At 41.6% G+C, this 26,994-nt stretch carries 26 protein-coding genes; 17 read left to right on the top strand and 9 right to left on the bottom strand.

Annotation, left to right across the window (positions count from 1 at the left end; all coding sequences use genetic code 11):
- Positions 1-19 precede the first annotated feature (19 nt).
- Positions 20-3,019, top strand: a complete 3,000-nt coding sequence (locus A7968_RS13455; RefSeq protein ID WP_064667080.1) for a TonB-dependent receptor plug domain-containing protein — start codon at positions 20-22, stop codon at positions 3,017-3,019.
- Positions 3,020-3,077: 58 nt separating this feature from the next.
- On the opposite strand, the gene A7968_RS13450 is transcribed toward A7968_RS13455, so the two are convergent.
- The 7 genes from A7968_RS13450 to A7968_RS13420 form a co-directional block, all read right to left on the bottom strand.
- Complete coding sequence (locus A7968_RS13450) at positions 3,078-3,473, bottom strand: ExbD/TolR family protein (protein WP_064667079.1); 396 nt, start codon at positions 3,471-3,473, stop codon at positions 3,078-3,080.
- A 223-nt stretch (positions 3,474-3,696) separates the two neighbouring features.
- Positions 3,697-4,140 (bottom strand): ferritin-like domain-containing protein, encoded by a 444-nt coding sequence (locus tag A7968_RS13445; RefSeq protein WP_064667078.1) that lies wholly within the window; start codon positions 4,138-4,140, stop codon positions 3,697-3,699.
- 174 nt (positions 4,141-4,314) lie between these two features.
- Entirely contained in the window at positions 4,315-5,253 is a 939-nt protein-coding gene (locus tag A7968_RS13440) for a LysR family transcriptional regulator (RefSeq protein WP_064667077.1), read from the bottom strand.
- 15 nt (positions 5,254-5,268) lie between these two features.
- Complete coding sequence (gene aceK, locus A7968_RS13435; protein ID WP_064667076.1) at positions 5,269-6,981, bottom strand: bifunctional isocitrate dehydrogenase kinase/phosphatase; 1,713 nt, start codon at positions 6,979-6,981, stop codon at positions 5,269-5,271.
- An 81-nt stretch (positions 6,982-7,062) separates the two neighbouring features.
- On the bottom strand, positions 7,063-7,539 hold the full coding sequence (locus A7968_RS13430; RefSeq protein WP_064667075.1) for a DUF4124 domain-containing protein: 477 nt from the start codon (positions 7,537-7,539) through the stop codon (positions 7,063-7,065).
- A gap of 73 nt (positions 7,540-7,612) precedes the next feature.
- On the bottom strand, positions 7,613-9,109 hold the full coding sequence (locus A7968_RS13425; RefSeq protein ID WP_064667074.1) for a DUF3413 domain-containing protein: 1,497 nt from the start codon (positions 9,107-9,109) through the stop codon (positions 7,613-7,615).
- A gap of 5 nt (positions 9,110-9,114) precedes the next feature.
- The gene (locus A7968_RS13420; RefSeq protein WP_016707302.1) at positions 9,115-9,327 is read right to left on the bottom strand and encodes a YejL family protein; all 213 of its coding nucleotides are present in this window, start codon (positions 9,325-9,327) and stop codon (positions 9,115-9,117) included.
- A gap of 62 nt (positions 9,328-9,389) precedes the next feature.
- Between A7968_RS13420 and yejK the strand changes: the two genes are divergently transcribed.
- Complete coding sequence (yejK, locus tag A7968_RS13415; protein WP_064667073.1) at positions 9,390-10,403, top strand: nucleoid-associated protein YejK; 1,014 nt, start codon at positions 9,390-9,392, stop codon at positions 10,401-10,403.
- Between the two features lie 379 nt (positions 10,404-10,782).
- On the opposite strand, the gene rne is transcribed toward yejK, so the two are convergent.
- Complete coding sequence (rne, locus tag A7968_RS13410; RefSeq protein WP_064667072.1) at positions 10,783-14,142, bottom strand: ribonuclease E; 3,360 nt, start codon at positions 14,140-14,142, stop codon at positions 10,783-10,785.
- A gap of 624 nt (positions 14,143-14,766) precedes the next feature.
- On the opposite strand from rne, the gene rluC reads away from it, so the two are divergent.
- Complete coding sequence (gene rluC / locus A7968_RS13405) at positions 14,767-15,726, top strand: 23S rRNA pseudouridine(955/2504/2580) synthase RluC (protein WP_064667071.1); 960 nt, start codon at positions 14,767-14,769, stop codon at positions 15,724-15,726.
- Complete coding sequence (locus A7968_RS13400; protein ID WP_064667070.1) at positions 15,723-16,388, top strand: HAD-IA family hydrolase; 666 nt, start codon at positions 15,723-15,725, stop codon at positions 16,386-16,388. The genes rluC and A7968_RS13400 overlap by 4 nt, the downstream gene beginning before the upstream one ends.
- Here A7968_RS13400 and A7968_RS13395 read toward each other — a convergent pair.
- The gene (locus A7968_RS13395; RefSeq protein WP_064667069.1) at positions 16,363-16,965 is read right to left on the bottom strand and encodes a Maf family protein; all 603 of its coding nucleotides are present in this window, start codon (positions 16,963-16,965) and stop codon (positions 16,363-16,365) included. The genes A7968_RS13400 and A7968_RS13395 overlap by 26 nt on opposite strands.
- A 142-nt stretch (positions 16,966-17,107) precedes the next feature.
- Here A7968_RS13395 and yceD point away from each other — a divergent pair, with 142 nt between their 5' ends.
- From yceD to A7968_RS13330, 13 genes are all read left to right on the top strand, one after another.
- Positions 17,108-17,632, top strand: a complete 525-nt coding sequence (gene yceD, locus A7968_RS13390) for a 23S rRNA accumulation protein YceD (protein ID WP_064667068.1) — start codon at positions 17,108-17,110, stop codon at positions 17,630-17,632.
- Positions 17,633-17,641: 9 nt separating this feature from the next.
- The gene (gene rpmF / locus A7968_RS13385; protein ID WP_002962381.1) at positions 17,642-17,812 is read left to right on the top strand and encodes a 50S ribosomal protein L32; all 171 of its coding nucleotides are present in this window, start codon (positions 17,642-17,644) and stop codon (positions 17,810-17,812) included.
- A gap of 12 nt (positions 17,813-17,824) precedes the next feature.
- A complete protein-coding gene (gene plsX, locus A7968_RS13380; protein ID WP_064667067.1) occupies positions 17,825-18,868 on the top strand; it encodes a phosphate acyltransferase PlsX in 1,044 nt (347 codons plus the stop codon).
- A gap of 59 nt (positions 18,869-18,927) precedes the next feature.
- Positions 18,928-19,854, top strand: coding sequence for an ACP S-malonyltransferase (fabD, locus tag A7968_RS13375; RefSeq protein WP_064667066.1), 927 nt, complete (start codon positions 18,928-18,930; stop codon positions 19,852-19,854).
- 12 nt (positions 19,855-19,866) lie between these two features.
- Positions 19,867-20,613 (top strand): 3-oxoacyl-ACP reductase FabG, encoded by a 747-nt coding sequence (gene fabG / locus A7968_RS13370; protein WP_064667065.1) that lies wholly within the window; start codon positions 19,867-19,869, stop codon positions 20,611-20,613.
- A gap of 239 nt (positions 20,614-20,852) precedes the next feature.
- Entirely contained in the window at positions 20,853-21,089 is a 237-nt protein-coding gene (acpP, locus tag A7968_RS13365; protein ID WP_016707440.1) for an acyl carrier protein, read from the top strand.
- A gap of 112 nt (positions 21,090-21,201) precedes the next feature.
- A complete protein-coding gene (fabF, locus tag A7968_RS13360; protein WP_064667064.1) occupies positions 21,202-22,440 on the top strand; it encodes a beta-ketoacyl-ACP synthase II in 1,239 nt (412 codons plus the stop codon).
- A 74-nt stretch (positions 22,441-22,514) separates the two neighbouring features.
- Positions 22,515-23,318 carry an aminodeoxychorismate lyase gene (gene pabC / locus A7968_RS13355; protein ID WP_064667063.1) on the top strand — a complete coding sequence of 268 codons (804 nt, stop codon included), beginning with the start codon at positions 22,515-22,517 and terminating at the stop codon, positions 23,316-23,318.
- Positions 23,312-24,313 carry an endolytic transglycosylase MltG gene (gene mltG, locus A7968_RS13350; protein ID WP_064667062.1) on the top strand — a complete coding sequence of 334 codons (1,002 nt, stop codon included), beginning with the start codon at positions 23,312-23,314 and terminating at the stop codon, positions 24,311-24,313. The genes pabC and mltG overlap by 7 nt, the downstream gene beginning before the upstream one ends.
- Before the next feature lie 26 nt (positions 24,314-24,339).
- Positions 24,340-24,969 (top strand): dTMP kinase, encoded by a 630-nt coding sequence (tmk, locus tag A7968_RS13345; RefSeq protein ID WP_064667061.1) that lies wholly within the window; start codon positions 24,340-24,342, stop codon positions 24,967-24,969.
- 1 nt (position 24,970) lies between these two features.
- Positions 24,971-25,867: a DNA polymerase III subunit delta' gene (gene holB / locus A7968_RS13340; protein WP_064667060.1), complete on the top strand. Its 897-nt coding sequence runs from the start codon at positions 24,971-24,973 to the stop codon at positions 25,865-25,867.
- Positions 25,868-25,875: 8 nt separating this feature from the next.
- Complete coding sequence (locus A7968_RS13335) at positions 25,876-26,202, top strand: PilZ domain-containing protein (RefSeq protein ID WP_064667059.1); 327 nt, start codon at positions 25,876-25,878, stop codon at positions 26,200-26,202.
- Positions 26,203-26,213: 11 nt separating this feature from the next.
- On the top strand, positions 26,214-26,993 hold the full coding sequence (locus tag A7968_RS13330; RefSeq protein WP_064667058.1) for a TatD family hydrolase: 780 nt from the start codon (positions 26,214-26,216) through the stop codon (positions 26,991-26,993).
- Position 26,994 lies beyond the last annotated feature (1 nt).

Raw genomic sequence — 26,994 nt, 5'->3', positions numbered from 1 at the left:
AAAAGTGTCAGAAGTTACAATGGTAAAAGCAAAAAGTAATAAAATAATTAATAAAAAGATAAAATTACATAGCGGATTATTCTTTCTCAACTGTTTATATAAGTTGCGCAGTAACCAAACGTATTCACTTTGTGGCTGTTTAGCCGTCGCACCGCTTGCATTAAGTTTTAATGTACAAAGTGCAGCGGCTGAATCACAAATGATACAATTTGACATAAAAGCGCAGCGAGCAGACCTAGCACTGATTGAATTTGCCAAACAAACAGAACAAACGGTGGTTTTTTCGTTTGATTTAGCCAAGCAATACCAAGCTCAATCAGTGTATGGTTATTACACTCAGTTAGAAGCGCTTAGCAATATGCTAAAACAGACTGAACTCGATGCGGTTGTTGATCAAAATGGTTTACTGAGTATAAAACTCAAACAAATCAATAGGAATGATAACAACATGAGAAAGCTTTCAGGGGTCAGTGCCGCTGTTTTACCACTTTTAATGGCAACCAACAGCCAAGTGGCAAACGCACAACAACAAGCCGCGCAAGAAAACATTGAAAAAATTGCCATCGTCGGTAGCCGTGTAGCAGGGCGGTCAGTTGAAGATTTACCTGTGCCTGTTGATATTTTAAGTGCAGAAGCACTGGAAAATACAGGGCAAACAGAAGTGGGTCGTATGCTGCAAGCTATTGCACCTTCTTTTAACTTTTCAAGCTCATCGATTAGTGATGGCACCGATGCACTGCGTCCAGCTACGTTGCGTGGGTTAGGTCCCGATCAAACCTTAGTACTTATTAATGGTAAGCGCCGTCACCAAGCCAGTATTATCCATATCAACACATCTGTAGGGCGTGGTACTGCAGGTACAGATATGAATGCGATCCCAGCTGCTGCAATCAAGCGTATCGAAGTGCTACGTGATGGTGCGGCTGCGCAATATGGCTCGGATGCGATTGCGGGCGTTATCAACATTGTTTTAAAAGACGCTGATGAAGGTGGGAAAGCCGCGGTTAATTATGGTCAATATTCTGAAGGTGATGGCGAAACCGTTACTGTTGATTTTAATAAAGGCTTTGCGTTAGGTGATGACGGTTATTTAAATACCACAATCAATTACCGCGACCGTGCACCGACTAATCGCGCCGGTTTACATGGCTCTTGCCAATTTTATGGCTGTACAGAACTTTCTGATGGCACGCTATTAGCGGGCGATCCTCGTGAGCTGACTGCGCCACGTGATACATTTAGAATTGGTGATGCAGACTCGCAACAATTTGCGCTAACGGTGAATACCGGCTATGAACTAGCAGGTGGCGAGTTATATGGTTTTATTACTTACTCAACTCGTGATAATGAATCTGCCGCATTTTTCCGTGAAAACGCCAATGGCGGCGGTAACCCTGTACTGCAAGATGGTGATGCAGTGATCCCAATGGGATTCTTACCAAAAATTAATACCACAATTGATGATATTTCTTATAACTTTGGCTTTAAAAAAGAGTTTGATAATAGCTCAAGTCTTGACTTGTCATACACCTATGGTGAAAACAGCATTGATTACACTACCAGTGACACTATCAATGGCTCATACGCTAATTTACTACGTTATGAACAAGGTTTAAGTGCGGATGATATTCGTGCCACTATTCCTCGCCAAGCGTATGCGTATGGTATGGAGCTATCATTGCAAACGATTAACCTTGATTTTACGCAAGATTATGACGATTTCTCACTTGCTATGGGGGCTGAATTACGTACCGATGAATACCGTATTTTAGAAGGCAGTGAATACGCATACCGTGATTACGATACCAACAATGGTGTTAATATTTACGATGGTATGAGCGGCGGTATTGGCAGCGAAAATGCAGCAGGTGGGACACAAGGTTTTGGCGGCTCTGCGCCAGCGTCATCGGTGGATGAATCGCGCGATGTTATTTCATTTTATCTTGATGCTGAAACCTACATTATTGATGATGTCATAATTTCAGGCGCACTTCGCTACGATAACTATAAAGGTTTTGGTGATACGGTAAACTTTAAACTTGCTGGTAACTGGTCGGTTACTGATGATGTATCTTTACGTGGTGCGGTGAGCACAGGCTTTAGAGCGCCATCGATGCAGCAGTTATATTTTAATAACATCAGTACCCAATTTGTGGTTGGTCCTAATGGTAACTTAGTGGCTGAAGAAGTAGGGACCTTTAGAAATGACAGTACGCTTGCACAAAGTATTGGTATTCCAAAGCTCAAAGAAGAGAAATCGCAAAACCTGAGTATGGGGATTGTCTACAACGTGACTGATAACATCAATGTGACGTTAGATTATTATTCAATTGATATTGATGACCGCATTGTGATCAGTAATCGTTTAGGCAAAGGCTTAGCAGACACCCTAGACGCAGCGCTGGTTAGCTCTGGTGCAGGTGCTGGGCAGTTTTTCTTAAATGGGGCTGATACTGAAACGCAAGGTATTGATTTTGTTGCGACTTGGAATACTGAAGGGTTAGGCGGCACGCTAGATTTTACCTTAGCAGCTAACTTTACTGAAACCGATGTGGTGGACTTATTTACTCCACAGGGCAGTGGCCTTGAAACAATTCCTGTTGAAGACGTATTTTCTTCGCAAGAAATTTCAATCATCGAAGAGTGGCAACCACAAGACAGAGTTAACTTAAGTGCGCTCTATCGTTTAGAAGATTGGACGGTGAACTTATCTCTTAACCGTTACGGTGAATACACAGTTGAAGATGGTGGACGCCAAACCTACGGGGCTGAGATTCTAACTGATGTTAAAGTGAACTACTTTGTTACTGATAATCTGTCACTGAATATTGGTGCTAACAACTTATTTGACGTATACCCAGATAAAAACACCATTGGTAACTCACGCGCAGGCACTATAGTGGATGCAGCAGGTAATACCATTGTTAGTTCTACTGGGGTATTTGAGTACTCACGTCGCTCTGCGCCATTTGGCTTTAACGGTGCTTACTATTATGTAGGTGCTGAATACCGCTTCTAAAATAACTTCTCCTACGTTATTTAGCTTTAAAGGGCCGTTAGGCCCTTTTTTTGCGCGTTTAATTTGATATCAGTGTGATGGGGTAGTTTTCATAATCTTTGATGTTGTTCATTACCGTCATCAATGTTTGATGGCTACTGTTTTCGTTCGCTGAAATTTGCACTGCGGATATTTCATAGTTCGCTGCAAACATGGCGAGGTTAGTGGCTATTTGGTCTAATGCAATTAACCGTTCGCCAAAATGTACGGCATTATTTTGGTCGATACTAAAATGAGCGCTTTTAGTTAATTTATCAATATTAGGTTTATCTAAAGGTCGTTGTAGCTCTATAGCCACAGGTTTTACAAACGATGTTGTAACAATAAAGAAAATTAATAATATGAATACGATATCAAGCATCGGGGTCATATCAACGTCAGCGTTTTGTGGGTTTATATGTTGTTCGTTTCTCATAATGGAACCTTATTATATTTATTAAGTTTAAATAAATGCTGCGGCGCCACAGCGGATCTCAGGTACCTATTTATAAAGTTAGTAGAATAAAAATCTATCGTGGTTAAATAAACATTTTATTTTTATTAATTCTTTGCATTTTTTTGTTATAAAATTCATGAGAATATGGTTTTTAGCATAAAAAAGCCCAACACAAGGTTGGGCGTTGAGTTAATGAGTGTGATTAATGTTTTTGCATACGGCTCATCTCCGTATGACAGCTTTGCATGGTTAATAATACTTTAGCCAGTGCGGCTTCACAGTCATGTGGCTGTGGTTTTTTCATCGCTGTTTTGATTTCTGATAGTGTTTTATCTTCCACTTCTTCAAGCTCTTTAACATAAGTTTCATCGTTATTTGAGCTGAACTTAGTGATCAGTGCTGTGTAGGCTCGGCGAGCTTCAACAGCAAATGATGAGCCATCTTCGCGCTCTCCTTGCTCATTGATTGCATAAGGTTGTAGGTTTTCAACACTCACTTTGCGCGCATCTATCATACGTTGAAAAAGTGCGCCAATTGCTGGATCTTTGACTTTCTGTTGGGCTTTTTCATAAAAGTCGATGCCGCTGTTCATTACTTGGATAATGTCAGTGATATGATTAACGTCTTGTCCTTGATGGGTATTCATAATTATGACCTCTTTAAGTTTAATGAAATTCACATTAACTAAAGCAAGCCATGTTCCAGTATGAAAAATTAATATAACACTTTGTATATTATAGGGTAAATCTAACTACTGGGGAGGGGCTTGCTTACTAAGTTAAGCTCAGTAAGCAAAATTTACACAGACTTTGTAAGAGTGTTATTTTAATTCATCGGCTACTTCAGCTACTTTTTGGCGTAACCAAATATGACTTGCATCACGGTGTAATAATGGGCTCCAGATCATATCGAGTTCAAATGGCGGAATAGGAAAAGGTGGCTCAAGTATTTTTAAACCAGCATCGTCTAAATAAATATTGGCGGCTTTTGACGGCAGTGTAGCAACCAAATTTTGCTCTTTCGCTAAGTGAATAGCGACATGATAATTACGGGTGAAAGTAGCAATATTACGGTGTTTACCAAAGTGTGCGAGGGCTTCATCTACCCAACCCAGTTTTTGCACATCTTTGGGATCCATGCCAACACCTACCCCAAAACCTGTTTTACTCACCCAAATGTGACGGGCTTTTAAATAACTATCTAAGCTGAAGTTTTTGATTATTGGATTGTCGGCTTTGACTAAGCAGCAAAAGCTGTCTTTCCAAATTCGCTTATGATGGAACGATTGCGGTAAATTTTCAAAGCGGTTAATCGCCATATCAACTTTGCCGTTTTCAACATCATGAAAGGTTACGTCACTAGGAGTTAGGATATCTAAGGTGGTATCGGGCGCTTCTGCATGAAGCTTACTTAATAGTTTAGGCGCTAACGTACTGGCGGCATAATCGCTGGCCATAATACGAAATACTCGCTTACTTTGACCAGCTTCAAACTCGCGATTAGGCGCAAGGGTTTCTTCTAGGGTCATTAATATACCGCGGATCACCGGCTGTAATTCAATTGCTCGCTCGGTTGGCACCATTCCGTCGCTTGTTCGCACCAAAATTGGATCATTAAATAAATTACGTAAACGCTTTAAACCATTACTCATGGCCGGTTGTGTAATACTTAGTTGATGTGCGGCGCGAGTAACATTGCATTCGCGTAATAAGGTATCGAGATAAACGAGTAAGTTTAAATCTATTTTACTGATATTCATTGTGTGTCCTTTCGTTTACCACTGGTGGATAAATCGCTGTGCTGCCGGATAGGGGTATATATGACTAACAATGCCTTTTCTTACATTTTGTTGTGCTTGCTGCCAAAATATTACATCGAGTAACTCAGGATGTGCCTGAGTAAAAATTTCCTTATAACGCGGGTTAGGCATTACAAAGGTGCATAATTGTTCAGGAAATACATCCTGTGGTGCTACAGAGTAGCTTTGTTCATTGGTTAAGTAGTCGTCATAGCTTTTTGCTTTAGGCAGCGCTCTGAAGTTCATATCTGTTAAATATTGCACTTCATCATAATCGTAAAAAATAATGCGCTTATGTTTACTCACGCCAAAGTTTTTAAGCAGCATGTCGCCAGGAAATATATTAACCGCGATCATCTCTTTAAGGGCTTGGCCGTATTCTGTTATTGCAACGGCAGCATCCTCGTAGTTGGCGTTCTCTAAGTATAAATTGAGCGGTGTCATCCGTCGTTCAATATACATATGTTTGATGATCAATAAGTCTCCTTCAATGATCATCGATGAGCCAATGGTTGCCTTAAGCTGCGCAAGTAATGTAGCGTTAAAACGTGCGAGTGGGAATACGACGTTAGAATACTCTATAGTATCGGCCATACGGCCAACACGGTCGTGGCTTTTTACTAATTGGTAGCGTTTAAGTACTGTATCGCGACCAAACGGTTTGCTCTCACCAAACTTATCTTTAATTATTTTAAACACATAATCAAAAGAAGGCAGGGTAAATACCATCATCACCATACCAGGTGTGCCAGGGGCAATCACAAAGTCATCAGTAGAACGCTGTAAATGGGTTAAAAACTCACGATAGAATTCTGTTTTGCCCTGTTTATGAAAACCGATGGCATTGTAAAGCTCGGCTAAGGTTTTGTTGGGCATTAGTTGATTTAAGAATCGCACTAAAGCTGAAGGTGCATGAGTTTCAACCATAAAATAGGCGCGGGCAAAACCAAAAATAACCCGCATTTGTGATGAGTTAGTCAGTAGCGCATCTAAATAAAGACCTTCATCTTGATGATGTAATACGGCAATAATAAAGGGTTGTACGCCACTTTGCGACACTACACGACCAACAATATACGCGGCTTTATTGCGATAAAAAGGTGTTTGCAAAATATCAAAACGCATTTGCCATGCACGGTGGTGTGTATCGGGCGCTTGTTTGTAAAACGCTTTTACAAGCAGTCGTATATCGCGCTCTAAATTCACAAAATCGGCTTTAAAGTCAAACTGATTAATCATTTTACGAATTGTTGGTTTTAAGCCGTCTACAACAGGAAAATAACTACGGTATTCGGCTTCAACAGGAAGCGCAGGCGCATCGGCTAAGGTGGCTTTAACAAAAATAAAATCATTATTAAAATAACGCCGATGAAACAACCGACAAAATACTGAATTATAAAACGTTTCAGCCAATTCTGCCTGTGGGTGAAAGGTTAAAAAATGCTGATAGGTCTGTTTTGTTTGTAACCACAAAGACTCATCAAGTTGCTTGGCGTGCTGTTGCAATTGCTGGGTTGTTTCGTTTACCCGTTCATCATAATAGGTTATTCTCAGGCGGCTAATATCATGCATTTTTGCCCAGTCTCGCTTGGCAAATGCGAGAGGGGCTTGTGCAGTGATCTGCTGAAATAATTTATAATGTTTTTTAAAGCCATTTAAAATTAGCTCGGCAATGTTTTGTGGCTGCATGAACGGGTACTCCAAAATGACGATAGAGCATATACTCTACAATTGTTAAGAGTATGCTAAATATTGGTAAAACCCAATAGCTTAATCATAATGTTTTAGTTTTTTTTCTAATTCGGAGAGTTGCTTGTTAACGGCTTTAGTATTTTTGGCATAGGTTTTATTAAGTACTTTTATTTGTTTTTTTATATCTTTTGTAAGGCTTTTTCTCTCATCATCACTCATTAAACGATTAAGCCGTTGTTGCTGCGTATATTCAGCACGATCACGGTCGCGGCTTAGAATGGCTAGCTTGTGTTTTACGCTACGAATTTCAGCATTGAGATTGCGAACAATTTGTTCACGTTCAAGTGAATTAAGAAGTTTGACATGATTACCACTGGAGGGCGTAACATTTGGTGATACGGTCAATTTATGCTCTGTGGCTTGACCGCCACAAGGAAACTGGCTAAATGTAGTGCCTTTGTCGGTAACGCATTTGTAATATTTATCGGCGCAAGCAGCCGGCTCAGCAACGAGCAGCAAACTGATAAAAATAACGTACAGAGCACACAGTTTCATTACACAGCCTTCCCTAGTTAGATCATAGTTGAATATAAAACTATAACCTAACTAGGGCAAATCGCCAGTGGCGTTATTGGGTAAAGGTTTTTAGTTTTTTAATACTCTGCACTAAAAATGGAATATCTAAACCTTGCTCGATAGAAAATCCCTGTGCAGCAGAAATATTCTTATAATTACCGTCGGAATCAATTAACGTGATACGGTCTTTCTTATAAGCAATAAAAACGCCTTGCGAATAGTTAACCCCCATATCATCTTTTTTGCCATATAAATTAACGCCTAACATCGTTTGTTGGGCGATAGTTTTACAGCCTAGATATTGCCCGACACTGGTAGCAATTAAATCACTTGGTTGGATCAAACCTTCAATCCGGGTTACTTTTTTATCAGTGCTATATAATGACGAGGCTGAAACAATACCTTGCTCAGTACTGGCTAAACTAAATGCAAATACTTGCGTAACATCTGCACGAAGCGTGGTATTTTCATCAGCCTCTATAATACGAATGGCTGCATTGTTGGCTGTATCGTTATTAATGTAGTCGTAATCAGCAAAGCCATTGATACTCATACTGCGACGATTACTTTGCCAAACAGGCAATGTTTGCTCTGTCATTAATGCTGGTTTGTAATACGCAGGTAAACCGTAAATTAAGCTAAATAAAGCATCTTGATGAGCACTCGGTTGTAAAAAGCGCTCTGTTTTATGCAAATTAGTATGTTGTTCAGCAAAACTTGTTAATGCCTCATCAGTGTTAAACACTAAAATATCAATAGTTGCAGCACTAAAGTTATCGCACCGAGCAAGGGGAGCCGGGGCAAGGTAATTCATGTTTTGTGTATTAAGTTTCACATTGTGAGCTTGCTTATAACTTTCGATGTCTAATAAATCATTTTTTGCCAACAAACTTTTAGCCGTTGTTGGGTAAGACAGCGGTAATACATTATCTTGCTTGGTGATATCAAATTTTAAATTAGCATCAGCCCAAATATGAATACTGTGGCTCAGTGCAAAACACACTAATAAAAACGAACTGGCATAACGGGCAAACTTATACTGTTTTAAACGCGCTAAATGATGCCATGTATAGTTACTTGCGAGTAATTGAAATGCAAAAATGAGCATGACAATACCGCCAGCAAGTAAGGTGGTTAGGGCTGGGGAACTAGTTAACCGGTGCCACAATAAACTGATAATTTCAGGTAGTGCAGAGCTACTTAAGTGATACCCTAAGTTAAAATAGACATAGGCATCGAGAGTCAGTAAAGATGCTCCACAGGTGGCGAGGATCGCCGCCATACCGCGAATATGTCGCGGATAAGGAAATATTAAACTCAGCGGAAATACCGTCAGCACAAAAGCAATAAAGGTAATAAAACTAGTGTGGCTAAGCCAAGTCACTAGCATATAAAGAATACCCATAAAGCTAGTTGGCGGAGAGTCGGCAAATAAGTAGCTTAAACTTATAAGCAACACTAAGCCGATATTGGCGAAAGTAAACCAATGCCCCCAACTTAATAATTGACTTGCTTTAGACGAAAATTGATTGTGCTGCGATAAATTCATAAAGTCTATTTAACCGATTGCGCAAGTGCTTTAGCAAAATTGTCTGCAACCGCTTGTCTTTTCCCTGTTGGTACATGCTCTTTTAAGATATGCGTGATAGAATTTCCTAAACACATAAGACTTAAATCAACCGGCGCATTGTGCTTAGTTAACACATCAATGAGCTGATCGACGATTTGTTCTACTTCATCATTAGAATATTTTGATAAGATTGGCATCAGTTGGTTCAATAAAAGAGTTATATTCTCACATTTTAACACCAGAGGCGTGAAAAACAAAGATGGCAATAGATGTTAAAAAGTTAGTCGTTCATTATGTAGACAAAAAAGACGACGATACGCAAATTCATTTGCGCAATGACGAAATGGCAGTGAATGAAAAAGTTGCTGTATTCATCGAGCAACTTCATCACGCATACAACGGCAAACCAGGTAAAGGGTTTTGTGCTTTCAGTGGTGATAAAAACTCTGTGGTTGCATCAGCGATGCAAAGCTACCGTAATCACGAACTTGGTTTTTGGCACATGACCGAGCAAGCTACCACGGTTTTAAAAGAAGAGTTAAATAAATACGCGTTTAACGAAACCGGTTATTTAATTTTTTGTCATTACCAATATGTAGCCACTGACTACATGCTGATTGCTATGATCAACATCAAAGAGCATTACTCAATTACTTCTGATCTTGATTTAGCGTCGTCGCGTCATTTAGATATTTCGCGCATGCAACTGGCGGCCCGCATCGATTTAACCGGTTGGGATACGCAAGCAGAAGACAATCGCTATATCTCCTTTATAAAAGGCCGAGCAGGGCGCAAAGTCGCCGACTTCTTCTTAGACTTTTTAGGATGTGAAGAAGGGATTGATCCAAAACAGCAAAGCCAAGTGATGCTTAATGCCGTGGAAGATTATTTATCAGAGCAACAATTCGATAAATCAGAAAAAGACGACCTACGTAAGCAAGTGTTTGATTACTGTAATGACTGCGTCACCACCGGCGAAGATGCCAACGTTAGTGAATTATCCGCAACGCTCACCAAAGGCGACGACAACCCGTTCGAAAGCTTTTGCAAAGAGCAAAGCTATGATTTAGAAGAGTCATTCCCAGTTGATAAAAAAACCGTCACTAGCATGGTTAAATTCTCCGGCCTTGGCGGCGGCGTGAGCATCAGCTTTGAACGCAAACATCTAGGCGAACGGGTAATGTACAACGAAGCCACTGATACCTTAGTCATTAAAGGCATACCACCTAATCTTAAAGACCAACTACAACGGTTTATGGAAAGTGAAGACTAGAGCTTTAGCCGTCAGCTTTAAGCCATAAGCGGTAAGTTTTAAGCAGATTTGAGTTAGTTGAAAGCGTGGTGTTCACACCGCGCTTTTTTTGTTTGCTTACTTGCGACTGTAGGTTTGTTTTAGATTAAAATTCATAAAGTTAAAATGATCACCTTAAGGACACAGCTACCTTTTTGAAGAGTGGTGTAAAAAGATTCTTGGTTTTAAATTTTGGAAATTTTCACTTCGGAAAACTAATATAACCTGAATAATAGCTCCTTAAAAATTGTTGATAAATAAGCTAGATGGAATTCCCTAAGCCTGTGATTGCTATTAAAAAAGCCGCGTTAATTTTCATTAGCGCGGCTTTTTACTGTGCTTTTAAGCTAAACCAAAGGTGTTAATCAACACTCATAGTTTTAGTCATTGCGGCATTTGCACGACCAGCTGGCTTGATAGAGCCGGCACGTAAGCCACTATCAGGAATAGCTTCACGTTTGTCGTGTGCCATCGCTTTAGGCGTGTGGGCAACTTCACTATCTGCAACGGCAGTAGGTTGTGCCATTGGCGCACTTGCTTTACCTGAGGTGATCACTGTTTTAGTGTGCGCGACAGGTTTTGTAGTAGGCTTAGTCTCTGCCATTGGTGCAGCTTCAACTACTTCTGGAGCAGGTTCAGCAACAACAGGCGTTTCTCCAACTACTTCTGGAGTAGCTTCAACAACAGGTGCTTCTTCAACTACAGGTGCTTCTTCAACTACTTCTGGAGTATCTTCAACAACAGGTGCTTGTTCAACCACTTCTTCAGTTGCTTCAGAAGCAACAGGCGCTTGTTCAACGACTTCTGGAGCAGGTTCAGCAACAACAGGCGTTTCTGCAACTACTTCTGGAGTAGGTTCAACAACAGGTGCTTCTGCAACTACTTCTGGAGTAGCTTCAACAACAGGTGCTTCTTCAACTACTTCTGGAGTAGGTTCAACAGGTGCTTCTTCAACTACTTCTGGAGTAGGTTCAACAACAGGTGCTTCTGCAACTACTTCTGGAGTAGGTTCAACAACAGGTGCTTCTGCAACTACTTCTGGAGAAGGTTCAACAACAGGTGCTTCTTCAGCTACTTCTGGAGAAGGTTCAACAACAGGTGTTTCTTCAACTACTTCTTGAGTAGGCTCTTTAGCTGCTGGTGTTTCTACAGCTTCAGCTGTTTGCGCATCTTGCTTCGCTTTTAACTCGGCTTCATATTCAGCAGCGGCTTGGTCGGCCACAGGAATAAACGCTGGCGGTTGCGTACCTTGTGTTGGCGTAGCTTCTTCACCTTCAGGGCGACGACGGCGTTGGCCTGCTGCACGTAAATGACGTGGTGAGCGGCGTGAACGTGTACGTGTTTGGCTTTGCTCTTCATCAGTTTGTACAGCGTCTTGCTCGCTAGGTGCCACTTGCTCACTAGGAGCTGCTGATTGTGCAACTTTTTGCTCAGGTGCATCTACAGGCGCAGTTTCAGCAGCTGCTTTCACTTCTTCGCGTTGTGTTACAGCTGGCTTAGCTGGTTTTTCATCAACAACTGGCGTAGCTTGCTGTTCAGCGTCATTGTTTGTTGCAACTGCTTGTTGGGCGTTTTCATCTTGCAAGCGAACTTTTTTACGTAAGTTACGGCGTTGACGACGTACTTTAGGCTTTTGCTCAGTTGCTTCAACAGCGACATCTTTAGCTGCTGCAGTGTCTTTAACGTCAGCTTTTGCTTCTGTTTTCTCTGCTACAACTTTGCTGTCATCGTTTCGCGTGTCGTTGCGTTTACGAGAGTTAGGATTACGACGACGCTTATTGCGATTTTCGTTTCTTTCCTGTTGCTCGTTATTTGCTGTTGTAGCTGCTGGTGTTTCTTCAGCTACGCGCTCGGTACGCTCATTTTGTGGTTTGCCGCGCGAATTATTATTACGACGACGTTGGTTATTACGACGACGCGTATCACCCTCGTTATTACGACGTTGATTATTGCGAGATTCGCTCGCTGGTTTTTGTTGCTGTTGTTTGCTTTCAGTCTGCTCAGCAGGTGTTGCAAATAAAGCCTTAAACCAATTACCAATAGCAGTGAACAAGCTTACTTGCGGTTGTGCTGCAGCACTTTGTGGCGCTGCTGGTGTTACTTGAGCTTGTTGTGGCGCTGGTGTTGAAGGCATTACAACGCCTTTTAGCACCGGCTCTTCACGTACTGCAACCGTAGGTGTTTTTGATGTTTCATACACTTCAGGCTCTGGCGCTGTGATCTGCTCGTAGCTTGCCGCTTCAATGGTTTCATCTTTACGCAAACGCATCACTTCATAGTGTGGTGTATCCATATGTTTATTAGGAATGATCACCACATCACAGCTGTGACGTTTTTCAATACGGTGTACGCTACGACGTTGCTCATTTAACAGGTATGAAGCCACTGCAACAGGCACTTGTGCATTAACTTGTGAGGTATTGTCTTTAATCGCTTCTTCTTCGATTAAACGTAGGATTGATAATGCAATCGATTCGTTTGAACGAATTGTGCCTTGGCCGCTACAACGTGGGCATGGGCCTTGGCTTGCTTCACCAAGTGAAGGACGTAGGCGCTGACGTGACATTTCAAGTAAACCAAAACGTGAAATTTTGCCAATTTGTACACGAGCACGATCAGGGCGAACCGCATCTTTTAAGCGGTTTTCTACTTCACGTTGATGGCGCGGTGGCGTCATATCAATAAAGTCGATAACGATTAAGCCACCTAAGTCGCGTAAACGTAATTGGCGAGCAATTTCGTCTGCAGCTTCTAAGTTGGTATTCAGTGCTGTTTCTTCGATATCGCCGCCTTTAGTGGCTTTAGATGAGTTGATATCGATAGAGGTTAACGCTTCAGTTGGGTCGATTACAATTGAACCACCAGAAGGCAAGCGCACTTCACGTTGGAATGCAGATTCAATTTGGCTTTCGATTTGATAATGCGTGAACAGCGGTACTTCACCTTGGTAAAGTTTTACACGGCTCATGAAGTCAGGACGAAAACGCTCAATGTGCGCTTTTGCTTCTTCAAATACACGGGCTTTATCAATCAGAATTTCACCGATATCACGACGTAAATAATCGCGGATAGCGCGGAAAATTACGTTACTTTCTTGGTGAATCAAAAAGGGGGCTTTACCGCTGTCTGATGCTTGTTGAATGGCATCCCAATGTACTAATAGTGCTTTTAAATCGTAGTTTAGTTCTTCAAACGATTTACCAACACCGGCAGTACGCACGATTAAGCCCATGCCTTTAGGCAGTTCTAAACGGCTTAATGCTTCTTTAAGTTCTGTACGCTCATCACCTTCGATACGACGAGAAATACCGCCTGCACGTGGGTTATTAGGCATTAAAACAAGGTAGCTTCCAGCAACACTGATAAAAGTAGTAAGGGCTGCGCCTTTTTGGCCACGTTCTTCTTTGTCAACTTGGACAATGACTTCTTGACCTTCTTTGATCACGTCACGAATATTCGGGCGACCATGGAAAGTATAACCTTGTGGGAAGTAAGTACGGGCGATTTCTTTTAAAGGAAGGAATCCGTGACGATCAGCACCATAATCAACAAAGGCGGCTTCTAATGACGGTTCGATACGTGTGATTTTGCCTTTATAAATATTGGCTTTTTTTTGTTCGTGACCCGGGCTTTCGATATCTAAATCATACAGGCGCTGGCCATCAACCAGTGCTACGCGCATTTCTTCTTGCTGCGTCGCATTGATTAGCATACGTTTCATATTGTTACTCTACTGTGTTATGTCTCTGACATGACGAAACTTTTCGCCTGTTCAGTTGCTCCATCGCTTCTTTTTGTACAGTCTCACGACTGGATCTGTGGGGAGCTTGGTACTGTATTCGTACACTAAGTATCTTTATGGTGCTGGCTGACAATAACGTGTTGTCACGTTATTAAATTCTATTATGGTGCCAAAACTATCGGCTGTTTTTTTACAGTGACGTATTCGAGTTCTGTCCAGAGTCGACCATTTATTAAATTAACTTAGGTGTTTTACAGTACATCTGCTGAACGGCGTATCGTACGCCGTCACTATCAGACAAATTATCTGTTCAAATTGCTTTTTTCATCAACATTAAATAACACTTCATGCTCAAACTTAACTGGCGATATATTACACGCATCGGAGTTACTTGAACGCACGTGTAAACTGGGTATGTATAAAAGCTTTGGAAAACTTATCTCGGATCTGTATGATCAATTACCCAGAATGTGCATCACGAATGTTTTAATGTGTTAAAAAGCACCGTTGTTATTTGCAAATACATATTTGCGTCGGTGATTATCCCACTATTATAACTGTGTTAGCAACTAAAATTATTTTACTTAAATCAGTGATTAGGCAATGTCAGAAAAAACCGGCTTACAAGTATCTTTCGTCACGATTACCGAAGACCATTTAGGTCAACGGATTGATAACTTTCTTATTACCCATTTAAAAGGGGTGCCTAAAAGCGCTGTATATCGAATTCTTCGTAAAGGTGAGGTGCGTGTTAATAAAAAACGCATCAAACCTGTGTATAAATTGCAACTAGATGACATAGTGCGCATTCCGCCAATTAAAGTGGCTGAGCGTGAAGAGTTTGTGCCAAAAAACCTTGATGTAGTCACCAAGCTTGAAGACGCTATTTTATTTGAAGATAAATACCTAATGGTCATTAATAAGCCATCAGGAATGGCTGTTCATGGCGGCAGTGGCTTAAGTTATGGCTTAATTGAAGCATTACGCGTACTGCGTTCTGAAGAGCGTAGTTTAGAGTTAGTGCACCGTTTAGACCGTGACACCTCTGGCTGTTTGTTGATTGCGAAACGCCGGTCAGTGTTAACCAGCTTACACGAACAGTTACGCGAAAAAACCATGGAAAAAAATTACTGGGCATTGGTTGACGGACAATGGGATTCAAAAGATAAAAACGTCACCGAAGGGCTGTTAAAGAACACCTTACAATCAGGTGAGCGCATTGTGCGTGTTAATAACACCGAAGGTAAGCCATCTCATACCCGCTTTAAAGTGCTTGAGCGTTTTGATGAATGCTCATTGGTACAAGCATCACCGGTTACTGGTCGTACGCACCAAATTCGTGTTCATACTCAGTGCCGTGGTCATGCAATTGCGTGTGATGATAAATACGGCAACCAAGCGTTTGATGCTGCAATGCGTAACATTGGTTTGAGTCGCTTATTTTTACACGCCCATGACTTGAGTTTTTATCATCCTAAAAACGAAACAACCATGCGCGTAGAAGCACCACTGGATAAAGCCTTGGTTAATTGTATTAAAACATTACGCGCTGCTAAATCGTGAAATCGTATAAATTAGTAATATTTGATTGGGATGGCACTGTGATGGATTCAGTGCCTAAAATTGTTAACTGTATGCACCAATCGGCCTTAGCGTGTGGCGTAGCACCGCCAAGTGATGAGGCAATAAAAAATATTATTGGGTTGTCATTAGAGTGTGCGGTGGCAACGTTGTTTACTGAGCATAAAACGCTTCATAGCGAGTTAATTGCAGGCTATAAACACCAATATAAACACTTAGATGTAACGCCAACACCGCTTTTTGCAGATGTTGAACAGACCTTAGCTGCGTTGCACGCGCAGGGCACACTATTAGCGGTGGCAACAGGTAAAGGCAGGGCAGGGTTAGAACGTTTGTTAGACGAAACCAAGCTTAGAAAGTATTTTGTCGCAACGCGCACCAGTGATGATGCGTTATCAAAACCCGCTCCTGACATGTTGTTGCAATTACTTTTAGAGCTTAATGTTAGCCATGCAGATGCGCTAATGATTGGTGACACTAAAATTGATATGGCAATGGCTAAAGCGGCCAACGTTGACCGCTTGGGTGTAACAATGGGGGTGCATAACGCGCTACAACTTAGCGAATTTGCGCCTATTGCAACGGTTGACTCGTATCAACAATTACATGGGCTGTTAACTAACGCAGCTGAGCTTGTTGATTAAGTACATCTAAGCCAAACTCAGCCAATAACTGGTTGAGTTTGATAAGTGGTAAGCCGATTAAGCTGTTAGGGTCATCGCCGCTGAGCTTTTCAAATAAACAAATACCAAGGCCTTCACTTTTAAAGCTACCCGCGCAATTGTAAGGTTGCTCTGCATCGCAATAGGCACTTATTTGCCCTTGTGAGAGTGTTCTAAAGGTGACATTAAACGGCTCAACAAGGGTTTTTGTTTGATTGCTTTGAATGTCATACACACATAAGCCAGTTAAAAATGTCACGGTATTGCCACTAAATAAACTAAGTTGCTTTATGGCATTTTCTTTATTGTGCGGTTTACCTAAAATTTGCTGGTTGAACACCGCGACTTGATCAGAGCCTATCACTAAACCTTGGCTAAAATGTTGCACAGCGGCACGGGCTTTATGCTCACTGAGGCGCGCAACAAGCGCTTGTGGTGTTTCTTTAGGGTGCGGCGTTTCGTCAACGTCCGGTGAAAAAGTACTAAAAGGTAGATTAAATTTTTGCAATAAAGACTGACGAAAGGGCGAACTTGAGGCTAAAATAACAGGGTGCTGCATGGATGGCTTTCCTAATGAAAATCAGATTGAGTTAGGATAAATCAGATCCGTCGGCAAAACAAAGGAATGAATCGCGAAAAACCAGCTAAAAATGGTTTTTTACTTTGACTAACCAAGTAACTATCTATATGATGCAGCCCCTATGCAAAAGGTGAAAATTCCCATCACTCTTCATCCAGGCAAAGCAGCGCAACACCGTTTAAAGTATGACGGCATTGTCCCGCTTGAAAAACTTGTCCGTTTACGGGAAGTTGTGCAGGAAGAAGTAGGTGAAATAGCGGTAAAAATTCATTGCAAAAACGATGAGCAAGGTTTCGCTGTGATTAGAGGCAATTTGTCCACACACGTAACTGTAACTTGTCAACGTTGTAATGGTGATTTAGGGTTGGATTTGGTTCAAGACTTTGTTTATTCCCCGGTAGGTGAGGATACAGAGTTAGATAATTTTCCAGAAGACTACGATGAAGTAGCACTTGATGAAAATGGTGAAATTAACGTGTTTGATTTAATCGAAGACGAACTAATTTTAGCAGTGCCATTAGTAGCTACCCACAACGAAGCTTCATGCAGTTATTCAGCAAAGCCTGCCAGCTTTGGTGTATTAAAAGCGGAAGAGGATAAACCAAATCCATTTGATATTTTGAAACAACTTAAGAAAGATTCTTAGGAGAAGACTATGGCTGTACAAAAGAGCAAAAAGTCTCGTGCAAGACGCGGCATGCGCCGTTCACACGATGCGATCAGTGGTCCAACTTTAACTGTAGACCAAACATCTGGTGAGACTCATCGTCGTCATCACGTGACTGCAGATGGTTACTACAAAGGCGTTCAAGTAATTTCTAAATAAGAGATTGCTTTTATGCTGACCAATCTAACCATTGCGTTAGATATGATGGGGGGCGATTATGGCCCCCGTTCATCTATCCCCGCAGCCGTTAACGCGGTAAATGCCAATGCCAACTTAAGACTCATCTTATGTGGCAATGAAAAAGTAATATCTAAAGAACTCGAGTCCCTCGATTCTCTTTCTCATCCTCGTCTAATTATTCGTCATTGCAAAGAAGTCGTCACTAATAGCTGTGAGCCATCTTCCGCTGTGCGATCAAAAAAAGATTCTTCCATGCGCGTTGCCCTTGATTTAGTTAAATCAGGCGAAGCACAAGCGTGTGTGAGTGCCGGTAATACCGGGGCATTGCTATTCATGGCCCATTACGTATTGAAAATGCTGCCAGGTGTTAAACGCCCAGCATTAATTTCTGCGGTGCCAACCGAACGAAAAAATCCTGTCTACTTACTTGATTTAGGTGCTAACGTGCATTGTGATGCGCAAACTTTATATCAGTTTGGCATAATGGGTTCAGTGGTGGCCGGACAAGCGCTGGGCTGTGACAACCCGAAAGTAAGTTTATTAAATATTGGCTCAGAAGACATTAAAGGCCATGAAGATATCAAACAAGCTGCGCAACTGATGCAGCAATGCGATCATCTCAATTATATTGGTTACAGTGAAGGTAGCGATATTTTCACTGGTAAGTCAGATGTGATCGTTTGCGAAGGGTTTGTCGGTAATGTGGCGTTAAAAACCTGCGAAGGCATAGCTAAACTTATCATGTTTAAGCTTACTAAAGCCTTGCAGAAGCATTTTTTCTATAAATGTTTAGCGTTTATGTTACAGCCAGTGATAAAAAAACTCTATAAACGGGTGAACCCCGACCAGTATAACGGCGCTTCTCTGGTAGGATTGCGTGGTATTGTCGTAAAAAGCCATGGAAATGCTTCAGCTAAAGCATTTCATGCTGCAATCGATGAAGCTGTCAGAGAAGTTGAACGTCAACTTCCTGAAAAAATAGCGGCTATCTTCGAGCAAACACATTCAACTAAAAAAGTCGCAACTGACGATTAATTACTTTGTCAGATGTGTACTTAAACATTTATTTATTTGTTTAATTAAAAGAGCAAAGTATGGCACAAAAAATTGCACTTGTTTTTCCAGGTCAAGGCTCCCAGTCAGTGGGTATGTTAAGTGAGCTTTTAGAGCAATCTGACGTTGTTAAAGCAACGTTTGCAGAAGCATCAGAAGCACTTGGTTATGATTTGGCAGCGTTAGTACTTAATGGTCCAGAACAAGAACTCAATCAAACCCATCGAACGCAACCTGTATTATTAACAGCATCAGTGGCGATTTACCGCCAATGGCTTGCTGCAAACCCAGAAACAGAAGTGACAATGGCCGGTCACAGTTTAGGCGAGTATTCAGCGCTGGTTTGTGCTGATGTACTAAGCTTAGCGCAAGCGGTAAAATTGGTTGAAAACCGTGGTTTATACATGCAAGAAGCTGTGCCAGCAGGCGTTGGCTCTATGGCTGCAATTATCGGTTTAGGCGATGACGAAATTAAAGCTGCCTGTGAAGCTTCGTCGCAAGGCGAGGTTGTTGCACCGGTAAACTATAACTCTCCAGGTCAAGTAGTGATCGCAGGGCATAAAGCTGCCGTAGACAGAGCTTCTGAAGCCTGTAAAGAAGCGGGTGCAAAGCGTGCGCTACCATTGTCAGTAAGCGTGCCTTCACATTGTGAGTTAATGAAGCCAGCGGCAGAAAAGTTAGCTGCGGATTTAGCCGCTTTAACATTTAATACACCTAAGTGTGATGTAATTAATAATGTAGATGTAACAGCTGCAAATTCAGCGGATGCAATTAAAGATGCGTTAGTTCGTCAGTTATACAGCCCAGTACGTTGGACTGAAACAGTGCAAGCATTAGTTGCAAAAGGCATTACCCAAAGCTACGAGTTTGGCCCAGGTAAAGTATTGACTGGTCTTGCAAAACGTATTGATAAAGCAATGGTGTGTGGCTCGGTAAATGACCAAGCTAGCATTGATGCAGCAAAATAAGAGTAGGAAACAATGGCAAATTTATTTTCTTTAGAGGGCAAAGTTGTCCTTATTACTGGTGCAAGCCGTGGTATTGGTAAAGCAATCGCCACCACGCTTGTGGCTCAAGGTGCTAAAGTAGCCGGTACGGCAACCAGCGAGTCAGGTGCTGCGAATATCAGTGAATATTTAGGTGATAACGGTAAAGGTTATGCGCTTAACGTAACTGATCCTGCATCGATCGAGGCGACACTTGCGGCGATAAAAGCAGATTTTGGCGATATCGATGTATTAGTAAATAATGCTGGTATTACCCGTGATAATTTACTTATGCGCATGAAAGATGCTGAATGGGACGATATCATTGATACTAATCTAAGCTCTATTTTCCGTTTATCTAAGGCTGTGTTACGCCCGATGATGAAAAAGAAAAATGGCCGTATTATTAATATTGGTTCAGTTGTTGGTACTATGGGCAACGCAGGTCAAGCTAACTATGCAGCAGCTAAAGCGGGCGTAATTGGTTTTTCTAAGTCACTTGCACGCGAAGTTGCGTCTCGTGGCATTACTGTAAACGTGGTAGCGCCTGGTTTTATTCAAACAGATATGACTGATGAGCTTACAGATGAGCAAAAAGCAGCTACGCTTGCTAATGTTCCTGCTGGACGTTTAGGTCAACCGGATGAAATTGCAGCAGCGGTATGCTATTTAGCATCTGATGCAGCAGCGTATGTGTCGGGTGAAACCTTGCATGTAAACGGTGCCATGTACATGGTATAGGAACTTTGTTCCTCTTTTGTTTTTAATAAGTTTATCGAAAAATGTTGAATTTTTTGTGATCTTGCTTTAAACATACTTGAATTCGCATTGAAAATAAGCGATAAAAGACACAAATAACCCTCAAGAGGTTTGACCAGATAAATATTTATCAGCAAATCCTTGAATCACAGAATTATGCGCCGTAAACTACGCCGCAATCTGAAAATAACGCATTGGCGTTTTTAATAAAGGAAAGAAGAATGAGCGACATCCAAGAACGCGTAAAGAAAATCATCATTGAGCAACTAGGTGTTAAAGAAGAAGAAGTAAAGCATGAAGCTTCTTTCGTTGATGACTTAGGCGCCGATTCACTTGATACTGTTGAATTAGTAATGGCTCTTGAAGAAGAGTTTGACACTGAGATCCCAGATGAAGAAGCTGAAAAGATCACTACAGTACAAGCTGCAATCGATTACGTAACAGCTCACGCTGAGTAATCAATCGCATATTAAGGGCAGCATTCGCTGCCCTTAATCTATCCATAATATGATACTAATTAATTTAGTACACACCCACCTAAAATAATAATTCCCTTATTGGAGGCAACCCGTGGCTAAACGTCGAGTAGTCGTAACTGGCTTAGGAATGTTGACACCGCTAGGTAACGATGTTGAATCAACCTGGCAAGGCTTGTTAAATGGCAAAAGTGGTATTCAAACTATCACGCATTTCGATACTTCAAGTTTTGGCACCAAATTCGCAGGCTTGCTGAATGATTTTGATGCATCTAACTATATGTCACCTAAAGATGCTAAAAAAATGGATTTGTTTATCCAATATGGCATAGCAGCGGGTGTGCAGGCATTACAAGATTCTGGCCTTGAGATCACAGAGCAAAACGCACCGCGCGTTGGTGTTGCTGTGGGTTCAGGCATTGGTGGTTTAACTTTGATTGAAGAGAACCACATAAAACTATTAAACAGTGGCCCACGTAAGCTTTCTCCTTTTTACGTGCCGTCGACCATTATCAATATGATCTCAGGTCATTTATCGATTATGCACGGTCTTCGTGGTCCAAATATTTCAATTGTGACAGCTTGTACTACAGGTTTGCACAATATCGGCCATGCGGCGCGTATGATTGCCTATGGCGATGCAGATGCTATGGTTGCCGGTGGTGCTGAAAAAGCATCGACACCGATTGGTATGGGTGGTTTTAATGCCGCTCGTGCTTTATCAACCCGTAACGATGACCCACAAGCCGCTTCTCGTCCGTGGGATAAAGACCGTGATGGTTTTGTACTAGCTGATGGAGCGGGTGTAATTGTACTTGAAGAGTATGAACACGCCAAAGCTCGCGGCGCTAAAATCTACGCTGAGTTAGTTGGTTTTGGTATGAGTGGTGATGCGTATCACATGACGTCACCGCCTGAAGATGGTGCCGGTGCTGCACTTGCGATGGAAAATGCGCTCAATGATGCGGGTGTAAATGCTGAGCAAGTGGGTTATATCAACGCTCACGGTACATCAACTAACGCCGGTGATAAAGCTGAAACCTCAGCGGTTAAAGCAATCTTTGGTAATGCAGCAAAAGATGTAATGGTGAGCTCATCAAAATCTATGATGGGTCACTTATTGGGTGCAGCAGGTTCTGTTGAGTCAATTATCACTATCTTGTCATTACAAGAACAAAAGGTAACGCCAACAATTAACCTTGATAACCCTGACGAAGGCTGCGATCTGGATTATGTTCCGCATACAGCACGTGATGCGAAATTAGACTACGCATTATGTAACTCGTTTGGTTTTGGTGGTACTAATGGCTCGTTGCTATTTAAAAAGGTATAATCTTTTTTAACAACGAGACAAAATAATAGCCCAGTTGTGACTGGGCTTTTTTATATGCAAAAAAGCAAAAACCGATGCAAACAATAATTTTTACTGATGCAACAAGCACCGTGAGTAATAAAGACCGCGGCTTAAATTATGGCGATGGCTTTTTTACGACCGCAAAAGTGCACAATGGCGAGGTTGAACACTGGCCGTTACATTGTGCACGCTTAGAAGAGTGTGCCGCACGGTTGGGTTTTGATGCGCTTGATATCACTGCATTAACGCAAGCCGTTAACGAGTATATTGAAAATGTCTCTTTGGGTGTGCTAAAAATTGTTGTTACTCGGGGTGAAGGTGGGCGAGGGTATGCATTACCTGAACAGCCACAGAGCACTATTTTGTTATCACAGTCAGCTTTTCCTCTGCAGTATGCGCAACAAGCACAGCACGGTGTTAAACTTGCTGTAAGTCCTATAAAGCTTGCTTCACAGCCGTTACTTGCGGGTTTAAAAACTTTAAACCGTTTAGAGCAAGTGATGATCAAACGCGCGATGGAGGCGCAAACATGTGATGATGTGTTGGTCTGCGATTACCAGAATAATGTGATTGAAGCCTCTGCTGCGAATATTTTTGCCATTCACAGTGGCTGTGTTGTCAGCCCAAATTTAAAAAACTGTGGTATCAAAGGGGTTTATCTGCAATCACTGTGTGATAAGTTGGAGGTTGAATTTATTGATATGACCTTGCCCGAATTACTGCAAATGGATGCGGTGTATCTGTGTAACAGTTTAATGGCAATCGTGCCTGTCATTGCCATTGCTGATACTGAGTTTGATTTAACAACAAGTTTAAAACTATTGCATGGTTTATTAGCCAAGGAGTCTGCGTGTTAAGAGTGATTATCTCTATTGTATTGTTAGCGTTGCTGGTCACCGGCATTGGTTATCAGCAATTACAAAGCACTATCAACAGTACACTCACTGCCCCAGCGAGTACGTTTTTTGAAGTTAAAAAAGGCACGGGGTTTAATCAACTATGCCAACAGTGGCAGGCTAAAAAGTGGCTAGAAGGGTGTTTTCGTTATCAAGTCCTTGCCAAGCTTGATCCTAGCTTGACCGATTTAAAAGCAGGTTTATATCAGCTTGATGAGGGCACTGTACTTGCTAATATTCGTCGTATTAATCAAGGCCAACAAGTGAGCTTTAGTTTCACTATTATTGAAGGTCAAACCTTGCGTGATGTGCTGAGCAATATAAAATTAGCCCCACATCTGCAGCAAAATCTACAGGCAACGGAGCTTGGCGTGCAAATTACCGGTGTTGAACAGCATTTAGAGGGCTGGTTGTTTCCTGACACCTATCATTATCATGCCAATGATTCTGCCAGTAGTGTATTAAAGCGTGCCTATCAAAAAATGCAGAGCGTACTTGATGATGCGTGGTCGCAAAGAGCAGACGTATTACCGTATGAAAACCAATATCAGGCGTTGATATTAGCGTCAATTATTGAAAAAGAAACCGGCCTTGCTAGTGAACGACCATTGATTGCATCAGTATTTAGTAATCGTTTAAACGCTAATATGCGTTTGCAAACTGATCCTACCGTTATCTATGGTTTGGGCGCTGATTTTAATGGTGATATTAAGCGTAAAGATTTAACTGCTTATACGCCGTATAACACTTATAGAATAAATGGTTTACCGCCAACACCGATCGCCATGCCATCAAAAGCGGCAATTTTAGCGGCAGTCAATCCGCCTGAGTCCGAGTATGTGTATTTTGTGGCAAAAGGTGATGGTAGCCATCAGTTTTCGAAAACCTTAAAAGAACATAACAAAGCAGTGCAAGCTTATTTACGTTATCTAAAACAGTTAAACAAATTAGACTAAAGAATTTAAAACTAAAAAGAGAGATCATGACAGCAGCAAAATTTATTGTGATTGAAGGCCTTGAAGGTGCTGGAAAATCAACGGCAATTGCTATTTGCCAACAATTTTTAGCACAACACAATATTGACTTTGTTAATGTGCGAGAGCCAGGCGGCACCCCGATTGCTGAAGCGCTACGTAATATAGTTAAAGATAGCCACGATGAAGATCTTGCCAGCGAAACTGAGTTATTGTTGATGTACGCTGCTCGCTCGCAACTGTTACATAATGTAATTCGCCCAGCGCTTGCAAAAGGGCAGTGGGTATTAGGGGATCGCCATGATTTATCATCACAAGCTTACCAAGGCGGTGGTAGAGAAATTGCGGCAAGCACGTTAGCTGCACTTGGCGACATTGTGTTAAAAGGCTTAAAGCCAGATCTGACTATTTATTTAGACATTGACCCCGCAGTGGGCCTTGCCCGTGCCAAAGGCCGTGGTGAGCTTGATAGAATCGAAAAGCAAGCATTAAGCTTTTTTGAACGTACCAGAGCGCGCTACTTAGCACTTGCCAATAACGATGAGCGCATTAAAACAGTCAATGCAGGGCAGAGTATGGAACTCGTTCATCAAGACATCATCGCGGTGCTTGAGCAATTTGTAAAAAGTAATCCTTAATATGATTTATCCTTGGCTTAACGATGTTCACCAGCAATTAAGCGCTAGTTTTAATGCAGGACGCTTTCATCATGGGCAATTATTTAATGGCCAACAAGGTGTAGGCAAACGTGCATTAGTTGAACAACTTGCTAATGCATTACTGTGTAGCGCGCCTCAAAATTTAGTTGCGTGTGGACACTGTAAAAGCTGTCAGTTAAATCAAGCCGCTACTCATCCTGATAAATATACAGTACAAGCTGACGGACAAAGTATTGGGGTTGACGATATCCGTAATGTCAGTGATTTCATGCATCAATCTGCGGCGCAAAATGCTAATAAAGTCGTGGTGATCAATGATTGTCATAAAATGACCACAGCGGCAGCGAATGCATTATTAAAGACTTTAGAAGAGCCAAGCCCACAGCGGTTTTTATTACTAACTACCAATGCGACAGCACAATTACCCGCCACTATTTTAAGTCGCTGTGCGCTTAGTGAAGTGAAAGTCCAAGATACGGATGTTGCAATGCAGTGGATTAGCCAATTAAACGTGCCTGCTTATCCATGGTTAAACTTGTTTAGTCAACAGCCGTTATTAGTTGCTCGTTGGCAACAGGACGAGCAGCTTGAGGTAATTGATCAACTTTATAAATTTGCAACTGAGTTAAAACAAGGCCATAATTTCAGTGCGTTAGTTGATATTATTAGTAAAGATAATGAACGCATTCGTGTATTTAACTTATTTTTAAGCGAGCAATTAAAACAACAACTGCTCTGTGGGATGGATTTTGACTCGTACCAAAATGCACAAAACGCCTTGGCCGAGTTTGTGCAAAACACCACTCAGGTACTCGGATTGAATTTGCCATTGGCAGTTTCGCGTTTAGCGTATTGTTTACGTAACGGTCATAAATAGGATTTATTGTGCAAGAATTATTAGTCGATATAGATGATTTAGATGAGTTATACCGCTGTTATATGCCGTATTTAAAAGCCGGTGGTTTATTTGTGCGTACTAACATGCGTTATGAAATGGGCCATTCTTTGGCACTTAAAGTCACTTTACCTGATGCACTTGAAGATGACGTCATAACAGGCAAAGTTGCTTGGATCACTCCGCAAGGTGCACAGAGCTCAAACCCACCAGGTATCGGGATCAGTTTTATTGATGATAAAACAAACCTGAATGCGAAGATCGAAAAACTACTAGGGACTATGTTAAACTCTGGTAATCCAACTTATACCATGTAGTAAGCAGTACCGTGATTGTAGATTCTCATTGCCATTTAGACCGTCTCGATTTTGATAAACTCGATTTAAACTTAGACCAAGTACTTGATAATGCCAGAGCAAAGCAAGTAGAGCACTTTTTATGTGTGAGCGTAACACTTGATCAATTCCCAACTATGCTGGAAAAAATTAACGGTTACAGTGATGTCTCTGCATCATGTGGGGTTCATCCGCTTGATCAAAAAGACGCACTTGATAAACAGCGCTTAATTGATTTAGCAAACCATGAAAAAGTAGTGGCTATCGGTGAAACTGGGCTTGATTATTATTACGCCAAAGACACCCATGCAGTGCAGCAGGCAAGCTTTGTTGGCCATATTGAGGTGGCTAACGAGTTGCAAAAGCCGTTGATAATTCATACCCGCGATGCCCGCGAAGATACCATTAATTTAATGCGTGAGCATAACGCTGAAAACTGCGGTGGCGTTTTGCATTGTTTTACAGAAGATTGGGCGATGGCGAAAAAAGCCATCGACTTGGGTTTTTATATTTCTATTTCAGGTATTGTGACGTTTAAAAATGCCGTTGAACTTAAAGACGTGGTTAAGAAAATCCCCCTTGATAGGCTGTTAATTGAAACGGATTCACCCTATTTAGCGCCAGTGCCATATCGTGGAAAAACTAATCAGCCAGCCTATGTGCAAGATGTTGCTTATTATATTGCAGAGCTCAAAGGCATTAGTTACAAAGAGCTGGCCGAGGCGACAACGGCGAATTTTTATTCGTTATTTAATTTAGTAGCTAAAGGTTAAT

It is taken from the genome of Pseudoalteromonas prydzensis, assembly GCF_001661495.1.
GTDB lineage: Bacteria > Pseudomonadota > Gammaproteobacteria > Enterobacterales > Alteromonadaceae > Pseudoalteromonas > Pseudoalteromonas prydzensis.
The sequence above is the reverse complement of the archived record's forward strand: the minus strand, read 5'-3'. Positions and strand labels throughout refer to the sequence as shown.